The sequence below is a fragment of the Caldithrix sp. genome (assembly GCF_056497305.1).
The window spans coordinates 39,928-59,176 of sequence record NZ_JBSMDE010000194.1 but is presented as its reverse complement, the minus strand read 5'-3'; the positions used below and the strand labels follow the sequence as shown (position 1 = coordinate 59,176).

Sequence of the window (19,249 nt, the reverse complement as noted above, 5' to 3'; positions counted from 1 at the left end):
AGGATTAAAACAGGATTAACAAGATGACTAAAGAGATTATTATTAATGCGACGAATGAAGAGACGCGTATTGCCATTTTAGAAGATGGACGACTGGTGGAGTTGTTTGTTGAACGTCCGGAATACGAACGTATGGTTGGCGATATTTACAAAGGACGCGTCAGCCGTGTTCTGCCCGGTATGCAGGCGGCTTTTATTGATATCGGACATGAGCAAAATGCCTTTTTACATTTTCAAGATTTTGACGCTTCGTACCTCGATTATTTTGTCGATTACGAAGATGAAGAGCATGTGGACAAAGACCACTATCAGAGCGAACGACGCTTTGATGTTTATCGGGACCTGAAAAAAAATCAGGACATTCTAGTTCAGATTATTAAAGAACCCATTGGCACCAAGGGCTGCCGTGTTACAACCGGCATTGCTTTGCCCGGTCGCTTTCTGGTGCTTATTCCAGGGAAAAAACACATCGGCGTTTCCCGAAAGATTCAAAATCCAAAAGAGCGACGCCGCTTGAAAGATCTGGCCAAGCAGATTATGCCTCCTAACTTTGGGCTGATTATCCGCACCGTGGCCGAAGGCAAATCGGACAAAGTAATCCGCAAAGATTTGAACAATCTGCTGGATACCTGGCACAAGATTGAACGTAAAATAAAACGCCAGAAAGCGCCCACTCTGTTGTACAAAGATATGGGCATGGCTTCCAGCGTCATTCGTGATCTGTTCACAGCTGATGTGGATCGCGTGGTGGTGGATTCTCGTAAACTCATGCGCGAATTAACCTCTTACATTAAAGATGTGGCTCCACAACTAAAAGAGAAAATTTCTTACTACAAAGGGACCCTGCCCATTTTCGATTACTACAATATTGAAAAAGAGATCGAAAAGATGGAAAACAGCAAGGTCTGGTTGCGCAACGGGGCCTACATTGTGATTGAACCAACCGAAGCGCTGGTTTCGATCGATGTGAACAGCGGAAAGTACATCGGCAAAAAAGACCATGAAACCAATTCGCTGAAGATCAACATGGAAGCAGCGCGTGAAATCGCCCGCCAGGCCAGGCTCCGCGATTTAGGCGGTATCATCGTGATCGATTTCATCGACATGATGGAAGAAGAAAATCGCAGAAAGATTTACAATGAATTAAAAAAAGAATTTGCCAAAGATCGTTCCATTACCAAAATTCAGGAGATAAGCCGTTTTGGTTTGATTGAAATGACCAGACAACGTGTACGTCCGCCCGTGCTGTTTAACTTAAAAGATCAGTGTCCGGTTTGCCAGGGCACAGGCATGGTGCCTACCGTGCACGCCGTGGTTGGCAACATTGAACGCTGGATTCAGCGCTATCGGGCTACCCATGGCGACCGACGTTTTACCATCCACGTTACCTCGGAAGTGTACCGTTACATGAAGAAAGGAACCTACAATCCACTGCTAAAATTAATGTGGAAATACTGGGTTAAAATCAAGTTGAAAGCGGACGAATCCCTGTCCCTGGGCACCTTCAAAGTATTTGACAAAGATGACAAAAATGAACTAAAAATTGATTAAAATGCTAAAGCGGGGGAGAACAAGCAGGTTAAGGAAAGCGATTGCCTGATGGGACATTAGGGGAATGAAATTTTGTTTTGACAAATGGTTTAAACTTAATTAAATTAAATGCTCAATTTTTTAAAGAGTAAATTTATTCTTAGGAGAATAGCATGTACGCTGTTGTGGAAATAGCAGGAAAACAATTCAGAGTGGAGCCCGATACAAATATTAAAGTCCCGTTTTTACATGTAGAAGAAGGTAAAAAGGTCAATTTTGACAAAGTCCTCTTGTTTGCAGATGATAAGGGTAAACGCCATATTGGCGCGCCGGTTGTGGAAAAGATGAACGTACAGGCCACTGTTGTGGCCCACGGGCGCGATAAAAAAATTGTTGTTTTCAAGAAAAAACGTCGCAAAGGATATCGTGTAAAAAAAGGCCATCGCCAGCAGTACACGCTGTTACATATTGAAAAAATTGCCCGAACACGTGCAACACGGGCACCAAAAGAGGCAATAGAAGAAAAAGGCGAGGCAAAGGAGGCATAAATGGCACATAAAAAAGGTGTAGGAAGTTCGCGCAACGGACGCGAAAGCGAGTCCAAACGTCTGGGCGTTAAAGCTTTTGGTGGGCAGTTTGTGACAGCCGGTTCCATCATTGTCCGTCAACGTGGGACTAAAATCCATCCTGGTGAAAATGTGGGGCGTGGTAATGACGACACACTTTTTGCCAAAATCGATGGGTACGTAAAATTTGAACGCAAAGACCGCACAAGGAAAAAGGTGAGTGTTTATCCGCAGGCGGTAAACTAAAAAGGTTCATTTAATATAGGAGGACGTCCCATGAAAAAAAATGTTGGCGGTCTGGACCGCTGGATCAGGATCATCGTGGGGATCGTTCTGATCTTATTGGCATTTGTCGGCCCTCAAACAAAGTGGGGCTGGATTGGTTTAATACCTTTATTGACCGGAGTGTTCAATTTTTGCCCATTGTATTTACCCTTCAAGTTCAGTACGCACAAAGAAGAGTAGATTCAGGTTATTTAAAAATGCAGGCATAAGCCTGCATTTTTTTTGGCTGTTGAGTTAATCTTCTTTAAAAAATAACTTGAAGTCTGGTACACCAGGGCCGGATGTACCGTTGAGGCTGTCGTCAACAAAATTTAAGTGGAGTAAAACCATAATGGTAAAAAGAGGGCTGTCAGTTGTCATTGCTGCCTTTCTTCTATGGATCGGTAATGGGTATGGACAAAATAAAGCGCTATTTGATCATTTGAAAAAAATTGAAAAAAAACAGAAAAACTACAATGCATTACAACCCGGCTGGAATGTCAACCTTTCCAGTACTCTGACGGTAACCCAAACCGCCTACCATCAATGGGCTGCCGGAGGCTCCAATGTTTTTGTGTGGATTGCCGGGCTGGATGGCAGCGCCATTCTGGATACCACAGACTGGAACTGGGCCAATGAATCCAAAGTTTTATTTGGTCGGGCCAGGCAAAACGGTGAACCGGCACGCAAAACAGATGATTTGATCGATCTGGAGTCTGTGTTGACCTATAAGCGAAAAGAGTTCCTGAATCCCTATATTTCGTTAAACTTCCGAACGCAAATGGCCCCTGGTTATAAGTATGTCCAGCAAAAGCGCATTAAGATTTCCAACTTTTTTGATCCTGCCTATTTAACGAACGGAATTGGTGTGGGATATGCTCCGAAAAAGACGTTTCGAACCAGGATCGGGTTGGCCACGCAAACCACTTTTGCCAATCAGTTTAAAGAGTTTGCGGAAAATAAACGAATTAACATGGAATCCGGTGTGCAGTGGGTGACCCATGCCGAGCGCCGCTTGTGGGAAAAGCTGCTAATCCGTTCTCGATTGAATATGTTTTCATCTTTTGAAAAATTCCAATACGGCAATATTTTTTGGGATACTTTGATTCAGGCTTCGATTACGCGCTATATTATTGTCAATTTACAGACACTGGTTTTGTATGATGCCAAGGTCTCTCCCAAAACACAGGTTAAAGAAGTGCTCAGCATCGGCATAAAATATACTTTTATTTAATCAAAATCCTTTGTATATTACATAACTCGATAATCATAAAAAATTTGACTATCGAAGCGATAATCTTTAAATTTGCCGTTTCGTTTTGATTTAAAATTTGGAGGAATGTCTTGAAAACCTATATAGCGAAAGAGCAGGAAATTCAAGATTCTAAACGCTGGTACGTGATTGATGCCGAAGGAAAAGTTTTGGGCCGTTTAGCCAGTCAAATCGCTACTATTTTACGTGGCAAGCATAAACCGATCTATTCGCCTCATCAGGACACAGGCGATTTTGTGGTGGTGATCAATGCCGAAAAGGTGCGTTTGACCGGTAATAAAATGCAGCAAAAGCAATATTTTCGTCATTCTGGTTACATTGGCGGAGCAAAATTCACTCCGGTCAGTCTGATGCTTAAAACCCATCCGGAACGAGTGATCGAGTTCGCCGTGAAAAGAATGTTGCCCAAAAATGCGCTGGGACGTAAGATGTTTAAAAAGTTAAAGGTCTATGCCGGTCCTCAGCATCCGCATCAAGCACAAAAGCCAGAAGAATTAGAATTGAAAGCTTAATCTTAAGGAGCGATTTTAGATGGAAGTTTATGTTGCAACTGGAAGAAGAAAAGAGGCTGTGGCCCGCGTGCGAATGAGGCCAGGTAGTGGTAAATTCATTATCAACGGTCGGGAAGGGTTGCTTGAATATTTTAAACGTGAAACCTTATTGATGGATATTGAACAGCCACTCATTTTAACCGATACGCATGGTAAATTTGATTTTTTTATTCGTGTAAATGGTGGCGGTTTGACCGGTCAGGCTGGCGCTGTGCGTTTGGGTATTGCCAGAGCTCTGGTAGCTTACAGCGAAGACTTCAGGCCTGCTTTGCGTAAAGCCGGTTTCCTGACCCGTGATCCGCGTCAGGTAGAACGGAAAAAATACGGTCTGGCCAAAGCCAGAAAACGTTTCCAGTTTTCAAAACGTTAATATTTTTTATTCAATTCACACACCATTCGTTTCCTTTCTGGGTGTCTGTTTTTGATAAAAAACAGATTGGGAAGGTTAGAGAGTGGTGGAGGCTTAACCCAAAATTTTAAGGAGAAGTTTTATGCCATCCGTTACTCTTGAACAGCTTTTAGCTGCCGGTGTCCATTTTGGGCATTTGACCCGTCGCTGGAATCCCAAAATGAAGCCTTACATCTTCATGGCTAAAAATGGGATCCACATCATTGATCTCAAAAAAACACAAAAAGCCCTCGATAAAGCGCTGGATGTAGTGCGTCAGGTGGTGGGCGAAGGCTATGAGGTATTGTTTGTAGGAACCAAGCCTCAGGCCAAGGATATCGTTACTGCAGAAGCGCAACGCTGTGGAATGTTTTACGTGACCCACCGCTGGTTGGGAGGCATGCTGACCAATTTTGCTACCATAAAAAAATCGATTAAGCATTACAAGAATCTGGAAAAAATGAGTACCGATGGTACCTACGAGAAAATTTCCAAAAAAGAGCGCTTAATGATCGATCGCGAAAAAGAAAAACTACATCGCGTATTGTCTGGCATTCTGGAAATGAAACGTTTACCCGGCCTGGTCTTTGTGGTGGATATTAATAAAGAGCATATTGCCGTTGCCGAGGCCAAAAAGATGAATATTCCGGTGGTGGCCATGGTCGATACCAATGTGGATCCCACCAAAGTGGATTATCCTATTCCGGCCAACGATGATGCGGCCAAGAGCATTAGTTTGATTACCAGTAAAATTGCTGACGCGGTTATTGAAGCAAAGCAAAAATACCAGGACCAAAAAGCATTGGAAGAGGCTGCTAATAAAGAGAGAGAAGCAAAGAAGCCGGAAGAGAAGAAACGTCCGGCCAAGGCAAAGAAAGAAGCCGCTTCTAAACCTAAAACAGAAAAAACGGAAAAAGTGGTAGAGGAGTCGAAATAATGGCAGAAATTACTGCAGCAATGGTAAAAGAACTGCGCGAAAAAACAGGCGCAGGCATGATGGATTGTAAAAAAGCCTTACAGGAAGCCGAAGGCGATTTTGAAAAAGCAATTGAACTGTTGCGTAAAAAAGGTATTGCAAAAGCAGCAAAACGGGCCGAACGTGAAGCCAATGAAGGTGTGGTTACGGCTTACATTCATCCTGGAAGTAAATTAGGCGTTTTGGTTGAAGTAAATTGTGAAACCGATTTTGTTGCCAAAACAGATGATTTTCAGGCCTTTGCCAAAAACATAGCCATGCACATTGCCGCCAGCAGCCCGCTGGCCGTTTCACGGGAAGAACTGGATGCGACCCTGCTGGAAAAAGAGAAAGAGATTTATCGTGAGCAGGCTCTGGCTTCTGGTAAGCCCGAACACATTGTCGAAAAAATCGTTGAAGGCCGCATGGAAAAATATTTTAGTGAAGTGTGCTTGTTAGAACAGCCTTATGTTAAAGATCCCGATAAAACCATCAAAGAGTTGTTGACAGAGACCATTGCCAAAGTTGGTGAAAATATCACGATTAAAAGATTTGCCCGTTTCCGTATTGGGGAATAAATAAGCATGGGATCTGCTCAGAAGCCCAGATTCAAAAGAGTACTTCTCAAGTTAAGCGGAGAGTCCTTAGCAGGAGATGCCAGAGTTGGCATCTCCGTTTCTCATTTACAATATTTTGTCCAGGAAGTTAAGTCTGTCGTTGAAAGCGGAGTGCAGGTGGCCATTGTTATTGGCGGCGGAAATATTTTTCGTGGGATCTCTTCTGACGACTTCAATGTGGCCCGCGTGGATGCCGATAAAATGGGAATGCTGGCCACGGTAATCAATGCACTGGCTCTAAAAAGCGCTTTCCAGAAACAAAATCTACCTGCCCGTGTTCTGTCTTCCGTTTCTGTCGGCTCCTTTGTAGAACCCTTTTCCAATGAGCAAGCTATTGAACACCTTGAGGCCGGCCGAATTGTAATTTTTGCCGGCGGCACAGGAAATCCGTTTTTCACCACCGATACCGCCGGTGTTTTACGGGCCATTGAAATCGATGCCGAAGTTATTTTAAAAGGCACCAGAGTCGATGGCGTTTACAATGCCGATCCCGAAAAATTTGAAGATGCCATTCTTTTCGATGAATTAACCTACATGGAGGTTGTACAGAGAAAATTACAGGTAATGGATATAACGGCCATTACCCTGGCCATGGAAAACAATCTGCCCATTGTTGTTTTCAATTTCAATAAAACAGGGAACCTGAAAAAGGTTGTGATGGGTGAAGCAGTAGGAACCAAAGTACAGGGGTAAAACGATGGACGCAAAAGAAATCATTCGCGATGCCAAACGACGCATGGATGGGGCCATTTCTGCCTTTCATGACGAACTGGTCAAAATTCGAACCGGACGCGCCACGCCAAATCTGTTGGATGGTGTAAAGGTGGAGTATTACGGACAGAATGTTCCCCTAAATCAGGTGGCTACAATCACCGCCCCGGAACCCCGGCTCATTGTTATTCAGCCATGGGAAAAGAAGATGCTTGCCGAAATAGAAAAAGAGATCCTGAAAGCCGATTTAGGATTTAATCCTAGCAACGATGGCACGGTTATCCGAATCCCTATTCCTCCTTTAAGTGAAGAGCGCAGAAAAGATCTGGTTAAGCTGGTGCACAAATTTGCTGAAGATGCTCGCATTGCCGTGCGCAACGTGCGCAGAGATGCCAATGACCATCTGAAAAGATTGGAAAAGGATCATGAAATCAGTGAAGATGAATTGAGCGTCTATCTGGATGAAGTGCAGGAACTCACAGATGAGCACATCAAAAAGATTGACGAGATGATGAAAACAAAAGAAGCTGAAATCCTGAAAGTTTGAGTAGTTGAGGATTTCATATCCTCAACTTCCTTGCTTCCTTCTTTTAGCAATCCAAAAAACTTAATTATCAGTAAAACTTTCCGATTAAATATATTATGTGAATAAATTTGTTGCAAAAATGCAATAAAATGAGCGCTAATTTGGTAATTTTGATTTTTAACACACTTTTTCTAAAAGGAATGTTGTAAAATAAGAGCGCTTTTAAAAATGGAATTTAGTTTTAATCTGTTTAGAGAAAAGAATGCAGAAAGTTCCTGAAAAAAACACATTGATTATCGGCTGGAATGTTGAAGCTGTCCAGTTGTACGATCGGTTGCTGGAAACGCCTGCCCTGGGATTTAATATTAAGGGCTTTATCCGGCCCGCAGGTAATGATCGAAAAAGACATTACAAAAATGTTCCTGTAGTCGGTGATCTGGAAAATTTTTCCGAATGCGTTAAAAAATATAAAATTACCGACGCCTTAATTGTTCTTTCGCCTTCAGAAAAACCGTTTCTCCCTCAGATTATTGATCTGTGTTCTAAAAACAATGTTGACTATTCCATCGTCTCAGATGCCTATCAGGAAGACTATGATCATGTCATCCGTCACGTGATTCGCGATGTCATTAGGCCCAGAGAATTTGGTTTCCGGAGAATATTTGACATCTTAATTTCGTTAAGCCTTTTGATTATGTTGTTTCCATTGTTTTTGATTGTGGCAATAGCTATCAAACTGGACTCTCCAGGCCCCCTCTTTTATTCCCAACAGAGACTGGGTAAGGATGGAAAGATATTTAAAGTATATAAATTCCGTTCCATGGTTCAGGACGCAGAGAAACTAACTGGACCGGTTTGGGCGGGTAAGGAAGACCCCCGTATCACCAGGGTAGGTAAAATATTAAGGAAAACGCGAATTGATGAGCTGCCGCAATTAGTTAATGTGCTGATGGGCGATATGAGCTTTATTGGCCCCAGACCAGAACGCCCCTTTTTTGCCCAGCAATTTAGAAAGCAGATCCCATTTTATATGGCGCGATTAAAAACTAAGCCTGGAATTACCGGACTGGCACAGGTGACTGTTGGCTATGATGAAACGATTGAAGACGTGAAAGAAAAGATCAAAAAGGATATTGAATATATTGAAAATAAAAATTCTTTGCTCCTTAATTTAAAAATTTTATTTAAAACCGTGCTGGTAGTCTTGAAAGGTGAAGGCCAGTAACTTTTCAAAATTAATTAATATTTTTTTGATTTTAGACGAATTATTTATTCGATGTTAGGCACGCAAATTAGAAGCAAATGTGCTATTTTAATATTAATCAGAGTGGTTTTGGATGATATTGTAGATTACACTAAAATGGTGTAATTGACGTGGCGGAGCTATAAATAAAGGTAGAAATGATGGAAAAATTACAAATTGAATCAAAATTTGCCGATCAGAGTGGTGAGATTATGTTGGTTGAGCTGGGCGGCCATGTTGACCAGTCCAATAGTTACCAGCTGGAACGGTTATTTGACAATATCATCGAAAGTGGATGCTATCGCGTCATTGTTGATTTTAGCAAAGTTCATTATATGAGTAGCGCTGGCTGGGGCGTGTTTGTGGGCGAGATTAAGCGATTTCGTGATCGTGGAGGGGATATCAAACTGGCCAATATGAATCCCGATATCTACGAAGTGTATCAGATGCTGGAATTTTATCATATTCTTGAAGACTATCCTAGTATTGAAGCGGCTGCCGCCTCCTTTAAAAAAGACGAAGAAGAGATTGACATGGTCATTGAGGAAATCGGCCAGGACGAAACGGAAGTTGTCCAACCTGAGCCGGTAGAAGAGATGGAAGAAACCGTTGAAGAAATAGACCTGGAAGAAATTGTTTCTGACCAAACAGAAAAAAAGCCAGAAGGCAAAGAGCAAGAAGACAAAAGGGAGACGCCCTCCCCTCTGTCTTCAACCGAATTTGGTAAAGAAGCTACCCATGAATTTGTGCCCACTTCTTTGCAATCGGAAGTGAAACTGGCCGATTTGCCTCTGCCGGAAAAGGTCAAACGTGTCATTGCTCAGAATCCGTTAGTGGGTATCTGGGGGATTAAGAAAATTTTAAGGCATCCTCATTTTGGCAAGACAAAAGTAAGCATCTTTCGGCTGTACAAAATTTTACGCGATTTAGACCTGGATACGAAAGCCAAAAGATATCGTTTTTATCGATCATGTTAAATTAATAGGTGAAGATATGCGAAAACTGATCTTTATTCTTTTTCTGTTCAGCATGAGTGCGTCGGTTTATGCTCAGGATTCGTTATTAAATTTTTATATGGATCCGGGATGGGCGCAATTTCCTTTTAAACCCGGCGATGCTTTGATGGTTTCTACCCTGCCCGATACCACTTCCATTTTAAACGGTGTTTATCCTATTGATGATCGTGGTTTTGCGGAATTCCCAATTATTGGAAAAGTGCAGGTAACCAAATTGAGCGTACCGCAGTTAGTCACCTTTCTTAAAAAACATTACGAAAATTATTTGCGCTATCCCAATGTCTATGTTAAACCACTGGTCAGAGTCAGCCTTTTAGGGGGCTTCACCAGGCCAGGGCTTTATTATGTGGATATTAACAGTTCACTCTGGGACCTGGTTAATCTGGCCGGAGGCACTTTGATGGAGGACGGGATTTACGAGATGCACTGGCAAAGGGGAGAAGATGATCGATCTGGCGATTTAACCAAATTTTTTGAAAACGGCGTTTCTCTAAAAAATATGGGTTTTCGATCAGGCGATATTTTTTGGACGCCTTCCCCAACCCGGCGAACGTTCTGGGACACGGTACGCGATGTCATGCCCATCCTGACCTTTGCCACGACCATCTGGGCTATTTACAATACGTATCAGCGTGATGTTTTAATTTTACGGAGTAGATGATAGTTAAAAGGGAAAATTATGAATAATCAAAAGAAATCACCGGATTTAAATTTAACCGATTCCAAGATGGACTGGCATCATTACTTACGCTTGTTCAGACGAAAAAAATGGCTGATGCTGGCGCTTTTTATCATTGGCTTCTTATTTACGGCCGCTTTTCTCTACAAAATAAGTCCCAGGCCGGTTTACCAAACTCAGGCTTTGCTGCAGTTTCAGGATACACGCTCTTTAAGTGAAATTGATTCAAGAGGCCGGCCGGATTTTGAGAGTAAGCTGGGTATTTTAATGAGCCGCAAGTTTTTGGGTAAAGTGGTGGATGACCTTAGTCTGGTGGTGCGCTTTAGCGGTGTGGATCGCCATGAAGCAGCCGATAGCGTATTTTTACAACCCAATTACCTGAAGGGGCGATTTGTCCTGAAAAAACAGGGTAATAAGTTGTTGTTGTTTTACACCAGTCAGGATCATACCATTGAAGACAAAAAAGTTCTGGAAGTGGACTACCCCGAAGATGGAATTGTGGTTTATGGCGGCGTGGGACTAAAGTTAAGAAAAGAGTATTGGAACGCTCATAAAGAATTAATTTATACGGTGAATTCAAGACCTCGGGCCATTGAGAATTTATTGAGTTCTTTGAGTTATCAGTTTAAAAATAGAGCAAGAACTCTACTTCTTTTAACCTTAAAAGGCGAAGACCGCTATTTAATTACGCAAACACTCAATGAAATTGTAGATCAGTTTGTACAAGAAAATCTAAATCTGAAAAAATACCAGACCAGAGAGGTGTTGAGTGTTCTGGAAGAACAGCTACAAACCGCTAAAAAGGAATTGGACGAAGCGGCTCAGGAACTGAAAAGATTTCGTGAAAGAAATCCATGGGTCGGTTTAACTGCAGATGCCACAGGGGCCATCAGTAGTGTTTCTGTTCTGGAAACGCAAAAAACGCAAATCTCCAATTTAAAACATGAATTGGAAAGTTTGATCAAGCGCCTGGAATCCAAAACTGGAGAAGATCGGTATTCTGTGTTAAATGAAATTATTTCATTTTTAGGTTCTCAGGGAGCCCCAACAGCCCCGGCGTTGGCCTCGGAATTTACCACATTAACCGCTGATCGAAACCGCTTATTGGGACAGTACGCCCCCTCTCATCCTTATGTAAAAGAAAATGCCAAAAAATTAAAAGATCTGGAGAACAAAGTCCTGTTAACGGCCCAAAACGTCCTTAAAAATTTTGACAATCAAATAACCGATTTAAATCGCAAGATTTCTGAAAACACAAGCAAAATACGAAGATTACCGGCCAAAGAGTTGAAATTGGCCGAACTGGAACGCAGACGTTCTGTGGCCGATGAAGTGTATTCTTCTCTATTAGTCCGTTACAATCAGGCTAAAATTGCCGACGCCGTGGAAGTTGGTGATGTAGTTGTTTTGGACAGAGCCGTGGTCCCTTTGAAAATCAGTGAACTCAAAACTTATTTGAAGATTGCCCTGTTTGGTTTGCTTGTAGGCCTGGGATTTAGTATTGTGGTCGTTCTGGTTTTGGACTTTTTTGACAAAACGGTTCGTAGCGCCGAAGAATTGGAAAAGAACATTCCCTTAAAGGTGATTGGTAAAATCCCGGTTATTAAAACAGAAAAAGAGATTGTGGATGTAAAATTTGATGATGCAGTGCGCGTGGACCCTAAGCTGGTAACGGCGGACTATTCTCCTACACCGGTAGGCGAAGCTTACAGAAGTTTAAGAACCCAGTTGTTGTTCAATTCGGATCGGAAATTGAAATCAATCTTTATTACCTCGCTCAATCCAGATGAAGGAAAATCCTTGAATGCCGGTAATCTGGCCATTACATTTGCTCAGCAAAAACTGCCGACCATTCTGATCGACGCCGATTTGAGAAGAGGCGTATTGCACAACTCTTTTGCCTGCAAAAAGAAACCTGGTTTTTCCGATTTTCTTTACAGTAATGCCGATATTACGGATGAGAATGTGCGCAAAATTATTCAATCCACCCATATCCCCAATCTGTATTTGATCAGCAGCGGCGTTCCTATCCCCAATCCATCTGAATTGTTGGGGAGCAGCCGAGCACAGGAATTGATTGCCTTTCTTTCCCACCGTTTTGGTTTCGTCATTATGGATACGCCCCCTCTGGCCGTGGCTTCGGATGCAGTCATTGTATCAAGGTATGTAGATGGCGGTTTGCTGGTGGTAAGGGCGGGCAAATCGAATATTGTGCAATTAAAAACCAAGATCAATGAATATCGCGACCTGAACAAAAAAATGGTCGGTGTTGTACTGAATTTTGCCAAAGAAGATTTTGATCATAAAAAATATCGCTACACTTATTACAATTATTGAGATTGTTTTTAAAAAAATGTTCAATTGTTTCAAAAGAGTGGGGATTTGATGTCTGTCGAATCCCCATTTTATTAATAACGCGGGCGAGAACATGCATTTAAAAAAACTGACTGAAGAGAGGCATCAGGATTGGGACCGATTTGTAGATAACCATCCCTGGGCCAAAATCTATCATAAAACCCTATGGAAAACTATCTTCGAAACCGCTTTCGGTCGGGAGACTCTCTACTACTTTGTGGAAAACAATCAGCAGCAGATAGAGGGCATCCTGCCTGTGGTGCGTTTTCATACCTTTATTGCCGGCAAACAATTGGTTTCGTTACCCTATGTAAATTATGGGGGGCCCCTCTGGACGTCGGAACAGGCCAAAAGCGCGTTGTTGACGAAGATGCATGAATTGCTCACAGAGACGGAATCAGATGTGCTGGAGATTCGTTATCATCAACCGCAGGCCTTCGATTTACCGGTAAAGACCAACAAGGTGACCTTTTATCTGAATTTGCCGGAAAATGAAGAGGAGCTGTTAAAGCGTTTTAAAGCAAAAGTACGCAGCCAGATAAAACGCCCTACAAAAGAGGGCATGTTCGCGCGCAGCGGGCATCTTGATTTATTGGATGATTTTTACTATGTATTTTGCCGCAACATGCGTGACCTCGGAACACCGGTGTATTCAAAAAACATCTTTCAGATCATCCTGAAATTACTTCCAGAACAAACGCATATTGTGGTTGTCTATTCCAAAGACCGATTACCGGTTGCAGCCGCCTTTTTAATAGGCTATAAACAAACAATGGAAATTCCCTGGGCGTCTTCATTGCGCAAATACAATCGTTTTAGCCCCAATATGCTCCTCTACTGGGAAGCTTTTAAAGTAGCTATTGAAAATGGCTACCGCGTTTTTGATTTTGGACGGGGAACACGTGATGGCGGTACACATCGCTTTAAAAAGCAGTGGGGGGGAGAGGAAATACAACTTTACTGGTATTATCTGTTAGGGCCGGAAGGGCAGTTGCCGGAAGTGAACAAAGAGAATCCCAAATTCGAGCTGGCCATCAAAATATGGCGAAAACTGCCACTATGGTTTACCAATTTGGCCGGCCCTTCAATAGTGAACAAAATACCATAACATAGAAAGGATCTATGAATTTAATCCAATATCACTTTAAAGAAATCGATAAATTGACAGAAGACTGGAATCATATCCAATCGAGTGAAAACAGGGCAAATCCTTTTACTTCGTTCGAATGGATTAATCTCTGGATACTTCACTTTGTCGAAAATAAGGATAATAATATAATCCACATTATTACCGATGATGAGAAACAAATTATTGGTATCATCCCGCTTATTAAAAATCAGCAAGAAATGCACTTCGGTTTAAAATTTAAAGGTCTGAGCTTTACCGCCAATTCGCATTCCTTCCGTACTCAGTTGACATTGGCGCCTCAAAAAAAAGAAGCCATTTTTCGTTTCTGGTTAAAGGCTGTTCAAAATAGAGACCAATTTGATTTTTTTAAGTTTCGGGAATTCATTTATGATGATCTGACCATCAAGGTATTAAAAGAAGAAAAAATAAAATTTAGCCTGGAGGAGCAAAAACGACCTCCCTATCTGGATTTGACAGGCGACTGGGAAAGCTATTTTGCCGGTTTGCGAGGGCATTTTCGACGGAATTTAAGACGACGCATGCGCAATGCAGAAAAAGAACATGGCAAGATTGAATATCGCGTTTTTGAGGGAAATGCTCAGGAGCTGGAAGCGTTTGTCCGGGCCGGGCTGGAACTGGAAGCCAGCGGATGGAAAGGTAAACAGGGGTCGGCCATTCTGAAATCGCAAAACGTCAAAAATTTTTATTTTGATGTGGCCCATCACTTTTACAAACGAGGCCTGTTACATCTTGGGGGACTCTATTTTGGCCAACGCCTGGTGGCCTTCAATTTTTCGATTATCTACGATCAGGTTTTTTACCTGCTCAAAGTGGCCTATGATGAATCAGTGGCTAAATTTTCACCAGGACAAATTATGATCTATTTTTTGTTGCAAAAATTGTTCGAACAAAAATTACAACGTTTCGATTTTTTAGGCCCTTCCATGCCCTGGAAGCTGGAATGGACCAACCAGCTAAATCAACATGCGACCCTATACATCTATGGAAATACATTCAAGGGGCGCCTGTTGTATCAGGTCAATGCAAAATTACTGCCGGCTCTAAGAAAGGTAAACTTCCTGAGAACTCTAAAACAGAAGATTGTGAAATAAGATGAAATATATTCCATCCCTGCAGGCCATCAGCCCCTTTTATTTTTTGAAACTTTCCAATAAGGTGTTTGAGCGCTATTTCCCATTCAATGCCACTGGTTTACACCTGTTTTATTTTGCCCGTAATGGCATCTATTTTTTAGGTAAATATTTAAAATCGAAAGGCATTGACCAACTGCTTTTTCCGGCTTACAACCATGGCAATGAAATCAGGGCCCTTTTGGCAGCTGGTTTGCAATTGGCGTATTACAATGTACATAGCGACACAACCATCGATTTTGAAGGGCTCGAAGAACAGTTAAAAACCAGGGTCTTTCGCGTTTTGTATTTCATCCATTATGTGGGTATTCCACAGTATCTGGACAAAATTCTGGAGTTGAAAAAAAAATACAATCTGATTTTGATCGAAGATAATGCTCTGGGATTATTTTCCACTTACAAAGGCAAACCTCTGGGTAGTTTCGGAGATTTTGGAATTTTTTGTTTCTACAAGAGCCTGCCCATTCCCAATGGTGGTGGGCTGGTTATTAACCAGAAAAATTTCCAGTTTGAGATTGAAACCCAGGCGCCGCAGATGTTGTCCACTTTGAGTAGAAGCGCCGGTCTGTTTTTTAACTGGCTTGATTTAAGATTTAACGGAATGGGACGAAAATTACAGGCAGCCAAAAGCAGGTTGTCATCCGTGGCTGATAAAATGGAAGTGGAACGCGTCCCTGTGCTCGATACCGGATTTGATGAAACAAAGGCAACCTGGGGAATTTCAAAACTCTCTCGTTATTTAATCAATAAAATTTCGGTTGATAAGGTGATTGCCAGGAGGAGAGAAAATTTCAGGTTTATGTTACAGCATATTCCTGAGAAATTTCATCTGTATTCAGAATTGCCCGAAGGCGCAGTGCCCTGGTTTTTCCCGGTGAAGATTGACAACAGAGAAGCCGTATTTCAGGAATTAACCCGACGTGGCATCGACTGTGCCAGGTTCTGGCGTCAGTGGCACCCTGATATTCCGGCAGATCGTTTTCCGGAAGTAGCGAACCTGCGCCAGACGATCCTGGAGTTACCCATTCATCAGGACCTGACTGCCAAACACTTAAATTTTATTTGCGAACAGTTTAATCAATTGGCGAAATAACACATGGCTAAATTCATATTCTGGATCACGTTCTTCATTTTAATCTACATCTATCTGGGCTATCCATTTCTTTTAATCCTTTTGGCAAAGTTTAAAACAAAAGCGGTAAAAGAGGACAAAGATTATTGCCCGTCTGTTTCCCTGATCATTTCTGCCTTTAATGAAGAAAGTGTCATTGCGGACAAGATACAAAACACTCTGGAACTGGATTATCCTGCAGATAAGCTCGAGGTATGGGTGGTTTCAGATGCTTCTACCGATCAAACCGATAAACGGGTTCAAGCATTTCGGGATCAAAGGGTACATCTATTCCGAATTAAGGAGAGAAGCGGAAAGACCTTTGGAATTACCAGAGTAATGGAAAAGATTGACAGCGAGATTGTGGTCTTTTCTGATGCCAACTCCATTTATGATAAACAAGCTATTAAAGAACTGGTCAAATATTTTGCCGATCCCGGGGTGGGATATGTTGTGGGGCATGCTCGTTATTATGAAAATCAAAGCCAGGCGTCGGCCAACCAGGAAGAGCTGTACTGGTCTTTTGAGATCAAAATGAAAATCAATGAGTCGAAAATCGGTTCTGTGGTAGGCGGCGACGGAGCCATTTATGCCATCCGTACAAAGTTGTTCAAACCACTGGCCGCCGATGATATTAATGATTTTGTAAACCCGCTGCACATTATTTTACAGGGGTATCGTGGCATTTTTAATCCCCATGCCATTTGTTATGAGGAAGCCGCGCCCTCTTTTCTAAAGGAATATTGGCGAAAACGCCGGATTGTGAATCGTAGCTGGCGCGGGTTGTGGAAAAATGTCCAGGTGCTCAACCCTTTTAAAACCGGATTGTTTGCCTGGGAAATCTTCAGCCACAAATTGTTGCGCTGGTTGGGGGGACTCTTTGTGCTGATTATTTTTGTAAGCAATGCTAAGATAACAGGTCTAAGCTCCTTTTACCGGTTGAGCCAGGTTGCACAGATACTTTTTCATGCTCTGGCTTTCTGGGGCTACCTGCGCGATCGTAAGGGGAAACGTTCAGATTTTTTTGTTAATTTCATCTATTATTTTGATATGGTTAATCTGGCTTCTTTACAGGGCATCTGGGATGCTTTTAGGGGGAAAACGTACACCACATGGAAGACAATACGCCAGGAGTAAACGATGGGATATCATGTTAAAGTAGCTGATCTGGAAAAGGATAAAGAGACGATTGTTGCCATCCTCCAGCGGAACAGGAGCCGCACCGATACGGATTACGAAAAACGATTCGATTGGATCTATCTAAATAATCCGTTCGGTCGGGCCACAGCCTGGCTGATCTATGATGATAAGACGGGAAACCCCGTGGGCTTTACCGGGGTTTTTCCCAGGCCGATATTTGTAGAAGGAAAAGAATATATGGCCTGGAATTGCGGTGACTTCTCAATTGACCAGAAATATCGAACCCTGGGGGTAGCTCTAAAATTACGGCGTGAAGCTAAAAACGGTGTGGATAGCGGTCAGGTGCCTTTCCTTTATGCCCATCCCAACAAGAGGATGGAGGTCATTCATTTTAGAGTGGGGCATAAAAAAATGAGTGAAATGCGTCGCTTTGCCCTGCCCTTAAAAATAGATCGCTATCTAAAAGATAAAATAACTATTCCCACACTGGCCAGAATGTTGGCCTGGCCTGTAAACACCGTATGGCGTGTAAAATATGCCCTGGCCGGCTCCGGAAGAGTGCAGGGTAAAATTCTACCAAACGTCCAGTGCAACCAGCAACACGAACAGGTGTTCGATGAGATGAAAAATCAGTTTAAAGTCATTGGAATCAGAAATTGTAAATTTTTAAACTGGAAATTTGCCCAACATCCCAACTTTTCATATCAGCAATTTGATTGCTTTTTGGATAATAGATTACTGGGGACGATTTTTTTTACGGTTAAACAGGACGTGGTGCATGTTATCGATGTGCTGATCCGAGACTATCACAGGCAAATTCAAGCGCTTTTTATTGAATTCATTAACACGGTGTACAAAAAGAGGTTCGGAGGCACACTTTCATTCATCTTACAGATAAATAATCCGATAATCCCATTATTACAAGAAATCGGCTTTAAGGAGCGAAATGACGCTACTTCATCGGTAATTGCCTATGCCAATGAATCGCAAAATGAAAGATTAGCTAATATGGTTTTAAATGGAGCCAACTGGTTTATGACCGTTGGCGATAGAGATGCGTAATGAAGGAGGTGAAATATGGATCTGCACAAAGAAATCATAAATTTCTTATATGACGAATCGTTGAAGGAAGAATTTGAACAACTCGACTACGATGACTCCCTTTTAGAACTGGGAATCATCGATTCGGTTAAAATGTTGGATCTCATTAATTTTATCGAACAAAAATTTAATATTCAGGTAGATGACGATGATCTTTATCCTGAAAATTTTGATAGTATTAATGCAATTGTGAATTACATTCACTCCAGACAGTCATAATCAACAAAAGGCATTGAAATTATGAATTTGAATGATTTAAAACGAATTCAAAAGGAATTTGGCTTCAGGGGCGTTTTGCATGCGCTTAAATATTCGTTTTTAAATAAGATTACTTTTTACAAAGAATTGCAAGGTATGATTGTTACCATGCAGACCCTGAATCCAAAGTATTTACAGGGCAATCCGCAATACACGCACAAGTTTTTAACCGTTGATGAGGTTAAAAAATACAGTGATGATCCGGAAACCCAGTTGTCAAAAAAATTTTTAGACCGCGCTTTGTCCAATGGCGATCGCTGCTTTGCTATCCTGGATGGAGACTTTTTGGCCAGTTATGGATGGTATTCCACCAAACCAACGCCCATCACCAGAGACCTGGTGCTGTATTATGATCCTGTGTGGGTGTACATGTACAAAGGTTACACGCATCCCAAATATCGAGGGCAAAGATTACATGCCATCGGTATGGCCAAAGCCCTGGAGACGGTTACCAATGAGGGGTATAAGGGACTCATTTCCTACGTGGAAACCAACAACTTCGCTTCACTGCGGTCTGTTTATCGCATGGGGTATGTTAATATTGGCAAGGTAAGCATCATAAAGATTTTAGGCCGTTACCACATTAAGGCCGACGCCGGCTGCGAAGCCTATCACTTTACAGTAAAAGCAAAAAATCCGGAAGAGCCGTCGCTTAATGTGCCCTCCTTCCGCTAATTTACGAGGAA

General features: G+C 42.1%; 22 protein-coding genes. All 22 read left to right on the top strand.

What is annotated here, in order from left to right:
• The first annotated feature begins 23 nt into the window (after nucleotides 1-23).
• The 22 genes from ACWB0I_RS15860 (at nucleotide 24) to ACWB0I_RS15755 (ending at nucleotide 19,238) form a co-directional block, all read left to right on the top strand.
• A complete protein-coding gene (locus ACWB0I_RS15860) occupies nucleotides 24-1,550 on the top strand; it encodes an Rne/Rng family ribonuclease (protein WP_479389056.1) in 1,527 nt (508 codons plus the stop codon).
• Nucleotides 1,551-1,702: 152 nt separating this feature from the next.
• Entirely contained in the window at nucleotides 1,703-2,077 is a 375-nt protein-coding gene (gene rplU / locus ACWB0I_RS15855) for a 50S ribosomal protein L21 (protein ID WP_479389055.1), read from the top strand.
• On the top strand, nucleotides 2,078-2,341 hold the full coding sequence (rpmA, locus tag ACWB0I_RS15850) for a 50S ribosomal protein L27 (protein ID WP_479389054.1): 264 nt from the start codon (nucleotides 2,078-2,080) through the stop codon (nucleotides 2,339-2,341).
• Between the two features lie 30 nt (nucleotides 2,342-2,371).
• A complete protein-coding gene (locus tag ACWB0I_RS15845) occupies nucleotides 2,372-2,560 on the top strand; it encodes a YgaP family membrane protein (protein ID WP_479389053.1) in 189 nt (62 codons plus the stop codon).
• 151 nt (nucleotides 2,561-2,711) lie between these two features.
• Nucleotides 2,712-3,593, top strand: coding sequence for a DUF3078 domain-containing protein (locus ACWB0I_RS15840; RefSeq protein ID WP_479389052.1), 882 nt, complete (start codon nucleotides 2,712-2,714; stop codon nucleotides 3,591-3,593).
• Nucleotides 3,594-3,703: 110 nt separating this feature from the next.
• Nucleotides 3,704-4,144 carry a 50S ribosomal protein L13 gene (rplM, locus tag ACWB0I_RS15835; RefSeq protein WP_479389051.1) on the top strand — a complete coding sequence of 147 codons (441 nt, stop codon included), beginning with the start codon at nucleotides 3,704-3,706 and terminating at the stop codon, nucleotides 4,142-4,144.
• A gap of 19 nt (nucleotides 4,145-4,163) precedes the next feature.
• Nucleotides 4,164-4,553, top strand: coding sequence for a 30S ribosomal protein S9 (gene rpsI / locus ACWB0I_RS15830; protein WP_479389050.1), 390 nt, complete (start codon nucleotides 4,164-4,166; stop codon nucleotides 4,551-4,553).
• 121 nt (nucleotides 4,554-4,674) lie between these two features.
• On the top strand, nucleotides 4,675-5,508 hold the full coding sequence (gene rpsB, locus ACWB0I_RS15825; protein ID WP_479389049.1) for a 30S ribosomal protein S2: 834 nt from the start codon (nucleotides 4,675-4,677) through the stop codon (nucleotides 5,506-5,508).
• Complete coding sequence (gene tsf / locus ACWB0I_RS15820) at nucleotides 5,508-6,104, top strand: translation elongation factor Ts (protein ID WP_479389048.1); 597 nt, start codon at nucleotides 5,508-5,510, stop codon at nucleotides 6,102-6,104. Before rpsB ends, tsf begins: the two co-directional genes overlap by 1 nt.
• A 6-nt stretch (nucleotides 6,105-6,110) precedes the next feature.
• The gene (pyrH, locus tag ACWB0I_RS15815; RefSeq protein WP_479389047.1) at nucleotides 6,111-6,836 is read left to right on the top strand and encodes a UMP kinase; all 726 of its coding nucleotides are present in this window, start codon (nucleotides 6,111-6,113) and stop codon (nucleotides 6,834-6,836) included.
• 4 nt (nucleotides 6,837-6,840) lie between these two features.
• Nucleotides 6,841-7,401, top strand: a complete 561-nt coding sequence (frr, locus tag ACWB0I_RS15810) for a ribosome recycling factor (RefSeq protein ID WP_479389046.1) — start codon at nucleotides 6,841-6,843, stop codon at nucleotides 7,399-7,401.
• Between the two features lie 241 nt (nucleotides 7,402-7,642).
• On the top strand, nucleotides 7,643-8,605 hold the full coding sequence (locus ACWB0I_RS15805; protein ID WP_479389045.1) for a sugar transferase: 963 nt from the start codon (nucleotides 7,643-7,645) through the stop codon (nucleotides 8,603-8,605).
• A 176-nt stretch (nucleotides 8,606-8,781) separates the two neighbouring features.
• Nucleotides 8,782-9,600 carry an STAS domain-containing protein gene (locus ACWB0I_RS15800; RefSeq protein ID WP_479389044.1) on the top strand — a complete coding sequence of 273 codons (819 nt, stop codon included), beginning with the start codon at nucleotides 8,782-8,784 and terminating at the stop codon, nucleotides 9,598-9,600.
• Between the two features lie 16 nt (nucleotides 9,601-9,616).
• Nucleotides 9,617-10,300, top strand: coding sequence for a polysaccharide biosynthesis/export family protein (locus ACWB0I_RS15795; protein WP_479389043.1), 684 nt, complete (start codon nucleotides 9,617-9,619; stop codon nucleotides 10,298-10,300).
• Nucleotides 10,301-10,318: 18 nt separating this feature from the next.
• On the top strand, nucleotides 10,319-12,655 hold the full coding sequence (locus tag ACWB0I_RS15790) for a GumC family protein (protein WP_479389042.1): 2,337 nt from the start codon (nucleotides 10,319-10,321) through the stop codon (nucleotides 12,653-12,655).
• Between the two features lie 91 nt (nucleotides 12,656-12,746).
• A complete protein-coding gene (locus ACWB0I_RS15785; RefSeq protein ID WP_479389041.1) occupies nucleotides 12,747-13,781 on the top strand; it encodes a FemAB family XrtA/PEP-CTERM system-associated protein in 1,035 nt (344 codons plus the stop codon).
• 14 nt (nucleotides 13,782-13,795) lie between these two features.
• Nucleotides 13,796-14,914: a GNAT family N-acetyltransferase gene (locus ACWB0I_RS15780; RefSeq protein ID WP_479389040.1), complete on the top strand. Its 1,119-nt coding sequence runs from the start codon at nucleotides 13,796-13,798 to the stop codon at nucleotides 14,912-14,914.
• A gap of 1 nt (nucleotide 14,915) precedes the next feature.
• Nucleotides 14,916-16,046 carry a DegT/DnrJ/EryC1/StrS family aminotransferase gene (locus tag ACWB0I_RS15775; protein ID WP_479389039.1) on the top strand — a complete coding sequence of 377 codons (1,131 nt, stop codon included), beginning with the start codon at nucleotides 14,916-14,918 and terminating at the stop codon, nucleotides 16,044-16,046.
• Between the two features lie 3 nt (nucleotides 16,047-16,049).
• Nucleotides 16,050-17,201, top strand: a complete 1,152-nt coding sequence (locus tag ACWB0I_RS15770) for a glycosyltransferase family 2 protein (RefSeq protein ID WP_479389038.1) — start codon at nucleotides 16,050-16,052, stop codon at nucleotides 17,199-17,201.
• A 3-nt stretch (nucleotides 17,202-17,204) separates the two neighbouring features.
• Entirely contained in the window at nucleotides 17,205-18,266 is a 1,062-nt protein-coding gene (locus ACWB0I_RS15765; RefSeq protein ID WP_479389037.1) for a hypothetical protein, read from the top strand.
• Nucleotides 18,267-18,281: 15 nt separating this feature from the next.
• The gene (locus ACWB0I_RS15760; protein WP_479389036.1) at nucleotides 18,282-18,524 is read left to right on the top strand and encodes an acyl carrier protein; all 243 of its coding nucleotides are present in this window, start codon (nucleotides 18,282-18,284) and stop codon (nucleotides 18,522-18,524) included.
• Between the two features lie 21 nt (nucleotides 18,525-18,545).
• Nucleotides 18,546-19,238: a GNAT family N-acetyltransferase gene (locus ACWB0I_RS15755; protein ID WP_479389035.1), complete on the top strand. Its 693-nt coding sequence runs from the start codon at nucleotides 18,546-18,548 to the stop codon at nucleotides 19,236-19,238.
• Nucleotides 19,239-19,249: the final 11 nt, after the last annotated feature.